Below are 4770 nucleotides of genomic sequence, written 5' to 3'. Positions count from 1 at the left end.
GGCCCGCACCGTCCGGGGGGACGGTGCGGGCCGGCGTGGGTGTCCGGGCGGTCCGGGGTCAGGCCTTGGCCGTCTCCTCGGAGGTCTCCTCCGTCGGCTCCTCGGACGTGGCGTCGTCGGCGGACCCCTCGACCTCGGCGGCCGCGGCGTCCTCCTCCTCGGTGCCGATGAACTCGGCCAGGTCGACGACGTTGCCGTCGGAGTCCTTGACCTCGATGTCGCGCAGCGCGACCGCGAGGGCCTTGGAGCGCGCGACCTCACCGACCATGGCGGGGATCTGGCCGCCCTGGTCCAGGGTCGAGATGAACTGGTTCGGGTCCATGCCGTACTGCTGCGACGCCTGGACCAGGTACTCGACGAGCTCGCCCTGGCCGACCTGGACCTCGAGCTTCTCGGCCAGCGTGTCCAGCAGGATCTGGTTCTTGAGGGCCTTGGTGGCGTCCTCGGTGACCTCGGCGCGGTGCTCGTCGTCCTCGAGACGGTTCTCCGACTCCAGGTGGCGGTGCACCTCGGCCTCGACGGCACCGGACGGCACCGGGACCTCGACGGCCTCGAGCAGCTTCTCCAGCAGCAGGTCGCGGGCGGCGACGGCCTGGTTCGACGTCTTGATCGACGCGACCTGCTCGCGCAGGTCCGCCGTCAGCTCCTCGAGCGTGTCGAACTCCGAGGCGAGCTGGGCGAAGTCGTCGTCCGGCGTCGGCAGGTCGCGCTCCTTGACGGCCGTGGCCGTGACGGTGACCTGCGCCTCCTCGCCCTCGTGCTCGCCGCCGGCGAGCTTCGTGGCGAAGGTCGTGGTCTCGTCCGTCGACAGGCCGGTGAGGGCCTCGTCCAGGCCGTCCAGCATGTTGCCGGCGCCGATCTGGTAGGAGACGCCGGAGACCGAGTCGATCTCCTCGTCGCCGATGACGGCGTTGAGGTCGATGACGACGTAGTCGCCCTCGACGGCGGGACGGTCGACGCCCACGAGGGTGCCGAAGCGCTCGCGCAGCGCGTCGAGGCGCTCGGTGACGTCCTCGTCGGTCACCTCGGTGGAGTCCACCGTGATGTCGATGCCGGACAGCTCCGGGAGGGTGATCTCGGGCCGGACCTCGACCTCGGCGGTGAACGCGAGCTGGCCCTCGCCGGCCTTGGCGGGGACCTCGGTCACCTCGACCTCGGGCTGGCCCAGGGGGCGCAGCGACTCGGCCGTGACGGCGTCGCGGTAGAAGTTCGACAGAGCGTCGTTCACGGCGTGCTCGACGACCGCACCCCAGCCGACGCGCTGGTCGATGATGCGCGGGGGAACCTTGCCCTTGCGGAACCCGGGGATGTTCACCTGCTCGGCGATGTGCTTGTACGCGTGGTCGATGCTCGGCTTGAGCTCGTCGTACTCCACCTCGACGGTCAGCTTGACCTTGGTGGGCTCCAGGGTCTCGACGGCGCTCTTCACTTCGATGGTCTCCAACGGTTCGGGTGCTGCGCGCGCGTCTCACCGGCGCGAGCCGGCCTGGTTGCTGCGGCGCGGGGTGCGGGGACCGTACGACGGGCGTACGGGCAACCCGTCCATCCTACGCCACGGCGAGGGCCGCCCGGGGACGCCCGCGTCACGACGACGCGCGTCCCGGGCGACCCTCGCCGGGTACGTCCTGGCAGAGGATCGGGCGCGGACGATCAGGAGCAGGTGTAGGTGATGCCGTTGACGTCGTGCACGCCCGGCCCGAGGTCGCCGCAGACCTCGATCAGGTGGCTCGCCGCCACGCCCAGCACCACGGCCAGGATGATCGTCCCGAGGAGCACGAGGGCGCTCACGATGATGCCGGCGATGGCGACGCCGTTCGGCTGGCCCACCTTGCGCGACTTCACGAGGCCGACGATCGACAGGATCAGGCCGACGATCGACAGGGGCCCGAAGAAGCCGAGCACCAGGCCGACGATGCCCAGCGTCTTGCCCGGGTTCTGCGGCGGCTGGCCGTAGGCCGGCGCGTACTGCCCCGCCGGCGGCGCGGCGGGGTACGCCTGGCCGGGCGCCTGCGGAGCGGCGGGGTACGCCTGCCCGCCGGCCGGCTGGGCGGGGTAGGCCTGGCCCGGCGCCGGCTGACCCGGGGCGGGCTGCTGCGGCTCGGTGCCGCCGGGGGGCGTCGCACCCGGCTCGGGCGTGCCTGGCGTGTAGGGGTCCGGGGTGGTCATCAGGTTCTCCTCGCACGTCGGTCGCCGTCCGTCGGCGATCGGGGGCCGATCCTTCCAGATCGGCACGCCGAGCGCGGGCCGATCCACGGGCGAGCCGCGACGAACCACGACGTCCGCCCTGTGCCGCTGTCGGGGTGACTGGATTCGAACCAGCGACCCTCTGCTCCCAAAGCAGATGCGCTACCAAGCTGCGCCACACCCCGCGGCCCGCCGTCGGGCGGGGCCTCGGTCAGTGTAGTGCCGCCGTCCGGCGGCGAGCCCCCGACGTGCGTCGACGGGTCCGTGCGCCCCCGCGGCTTTGCTAGGGTTGGCCCGCGTTCCCACCCGGCGACGATGTCGCGGGGTGGCCGTGCGGGCGTAGCTCAATGGTAGAGCCCCAGTCTTCCAAACTGGCTACGCGGGTTCGATTCCCGTCGCCCGCTCCCCTGCCTCCTCTCCCCCTCCTTCCCCTTCGCGGCCCGTCCGCGACCCGTCCGCGACCCAGGGGACAGGTGTCTCCCGACCGATCGACGACGCCGATGGATGAGATGCTCCTTGTCGATCGGTCGCGTCCTGGTTAGGCTCGGCGCCGCAGCCTGCGACAGGCGCGACCACACGGCAGCAGCACCCCGAAGCAACACGAAGCATCACGAGGAGGGCCGGCATGACGAACGTCCGCCGCGTCGCCCCCTCGACCGCCCTCTCGTCCCACCGGAGGACGGTGCCGGCGTCGGCGCTCCGCACCCCGGCGTGCGCCGCGGCGACGACGCCGCGATGCTGTCGATAGAGCGTCCACGTCACGTCCGACCCGCCCGACGGCGGGTCCCCGACGACCGTGCGGCGCTCGCACCGACCTCGCCGACGCCCCTGCGCCGCGCCCTCCGAGCACCTGCTCGGGGGCCCGCACCGCACGCGACGGCGCACCCGCACCACCTCGCCCGCACGCACTCCTCGAGAAGGAACACCCCATGGCACGCATCTACGACGACGCGACGAAGCTCATCGGCCGCACCCCGCTCGTCCGGCTGAACCGTCTCGCCGCCGGCCTCGACGCGACGGTCGTCGCGAAGCTCGAGTTCTACAACCCCGCCAACTCCGTGAAGGACCGCATCGGCGTCTCGATCATCGACGCCGCGGAGGCCTCCGGCGACCTGCAGCCGGGCGGCACCATCGTCGAGGGCACCTCGGGCAACACCGGCATCGCGCTCGCCTGGGTCGGCGCCGCACGCGGCTACAAGGTCGTGCTCGCGATGCCGGAGACGATGTCGAAGGAGCGTCGCGCCCTGCTGCGCGCGTACGGCGCGGAGCTCGTGCTCACGCCGGGCGCGGAGGGCATGAAGGGCGCCGTCGCCGCGGCGGAGAAGATCGCCGCCGAGCGGCCGGGCGCGATCCTCGCCCGCCAGTTCGCCAACGAGGCCAACCCGAAGGTGCACCGCGAGACCACGGCCGAGGAGATCTGGGCCGACACCGACGGCGAGGTCGACGTGGTCGTCTCCGGCATCGGTACCGGCGGCACCATCACGGGCGTCGGCCAGGTCCTCAAGGAGCGCAAGCCCGAGATCCGGATCGTCGCGGTCGAGCCCGCCGAGTCGCCCATCCTCAACGGCGGGACCCCCGGCCCGCACAAGATCCAGGGCCTGGGCGCCAACTTCGTCCCGGAGATCCTCGACACCTCCGTCTACGACGAGGTGCTCGACGTCGACGCCGAGACGTCGGTCGAGCTCGCCCGCCGCGCCGCGAAGGAGGAGGGCCTCCTGGTCGGCATCTCCTCGGGCGCCGCGATCGCCGGGGCGCTCGAGGTCGCGAAGCGGCCCGAGAATGCCGGGAAGCTGATCGTGGTCGTCATCCCCGACTTCGGCGAGCGGTACCTGTCCACGATCCTGTACTCGGACCTGCTGGACTGACGTGACGAGCCGCCGCACCGCTCCGACCGCCGCCGCCGGGGCCGCCCACGAGGACCTCGACGGCGACGTCGACCACCCGATGCCGGCCGGGCACCGCCCGGGCCTGCGCCACCTGGTCGAGATCCTCGCCGAGGACCTCGAGGCGGCGCACGCGCACGACCCGGCGGCGCGCTCCCGGTTCGAGGTCGCGCTGGGCTACCCGGGAGTGCACGCCGTGTGGGCGCACCGGGTGTCCCACCGCATGTGGCACCGGCCCGGCCTGCGCCTGCCGGCGCGCCTGCTGTCGCAGGCCGCCCGGTGGGTGACCGGGATCGAGATCCACCCCGGCGCGCGGATCGGGCGGCGGCTCTTCATCGACCACGGCATGGGCGTGGTGATCGGGCAGACGGCGGTGGTCGGCAACGACTGCGTGCTGTTCCACGGCTCCACCCTGGGCGGCCGCTCGATGACCCGGGGCAAGCGGCACCCCACCCTGGGCGACCGGGTCATGGTGGGCGCCGGCGCCAAGATCCTCGGCCCGCTGTGGATCGGCGACGACGCGCAGATCGGCGCGAACGCGGTCGTGACCCGCGACGTGCCGAACGGCATGGTCGCCGTCGGGGTGCCCGCGCACGCGCGCACGCCCGGTCACCGGCCCGACCACGGCCAGCACGTCGAGGACGCCTCGGAGCTGCTCGAGTACGTCATCTGAGCGGCCCGCAGCCGCGGCCCGTGCGCCCAC

4 protein-coding genes and 2 tRNA genes are annotated in these 4770 nt (G+C 72.9%); 3 read left to right on the top strand and 3 right to left on the bottom strand.

Going from position 1 to position 4770, the window contains the following annotated elements:
• Positions 1 to 58: 58 nt before the first annotated feature.
• From tig to ACFQ80_RS22445, 3 genes are all read right to left on the bottom strand, one after another.
• The gene (gene tig, locus ACFQ80_RS22455) at positions 59 to 1429 is read right to left on the bottom strand and encodes a trigger factor (protein WP_430565195.1); all 1371 of its coding nucleotides are present in this window, start codon (positions 1427 to 1429) and stop codon (positions 59 to 61) included.
• Positions 1430 to 1650: 221 nt separating this feature from the next.
• A complete protein-coding gene (locus ACFQ80_RS22450) occupies positions 1651 to 2166 on the bottom strand; it encodes a DUF4190 domain-containing protein (protein WP_430565194.1) in 516 nt (171 codons plus the stop codon).
• Between the two features lie 129 nt (positions 2167 to 2295).
• Positions 2296 to 2369: transfer RNA gene (locus tag ACFQ80_RS22445), tRNA-Pro, on the bottom strand.
• A gap of 148 nt (positions 2370 to 2517) precedes the next feature.
• Between ACFQ80_RS22445 and ACFQ80_RS22440 the strand changes: the two genes are divergently transcribed.
• From ACFQ80_RS22440 to epsC, 3 genes are all read left to right on the top strand, one after another.
• Positions 2518 to 2588: transfer RNA gene (locus tag ACFQ80_RS22440), tRNA-Gly, on the top strand.
• A gap of 525 nt (positions 2589 to 3113) precedes the next feature.
• Positions 3114 to 4049 (top strand): cysteine synthase A, encoded by a 936-nt coding sequence (gene cysK, locus ACFQ80_RS22435; protein WP_430549816.1) that lies wholly within the window; start codon positions 3114 to 3116, stop codon positions 4047 to 4049.
• 79 nt (positions 4050 to 4128) lie between these two features.
• On the top strand, positions 4129 to 4740 hold the full coding sequence (epsC, locus tag ACFQ80_RS22430) for a serine O-acetyltransferase EpsC (RefSeq protein ID WP_430549944.1): 612 nt from the start codon (positions 4129 to 4131) through the stop codon (positions 4738 to 4740).
• The last annotated feature ends 30 nt before the right edge of the window (positions 4741 to 4770 follow it).

This window comes from Isoptericola sp. NPDC056578, assembly GCF_042793275.1.
Classification (GTDB): Bacteria; Actinomycetota; Actinomycetes; order Actinomycetales; family Cellulomonadaceae; genus Isoptericola.
The sequence above is the reverse complement of the archived record's forward strand: the minus strand, read 5'-3'. Positions and strand labels throughout refer to the sequence as shown.

What these genes read in the sequence shown, in the direction of transcription:
- ACFQ80_RS22450 (WP_430565194.1), bottom strand. Translation starts at nt 2,166, where the DNA reads ATGACCACCCCGGACCCCTACACGCCAGGCACGCCCGAGCCGGGTGCG.
- cysK (WP_430549816.1), top strand. Translation starts at nt 3,114, where the DNA reads ATGGCACGCATCTACGACGACGCGACGAAGCTCATCGGCCGCACCCCG.
- epsC (WP_430549944.1), top strand. Translation starts at nt 4,129, where the DNA reads ATGCCGGCCGGGCACCGCCCGGGCCTGCGCCACCTGGTCGAGATCCTC.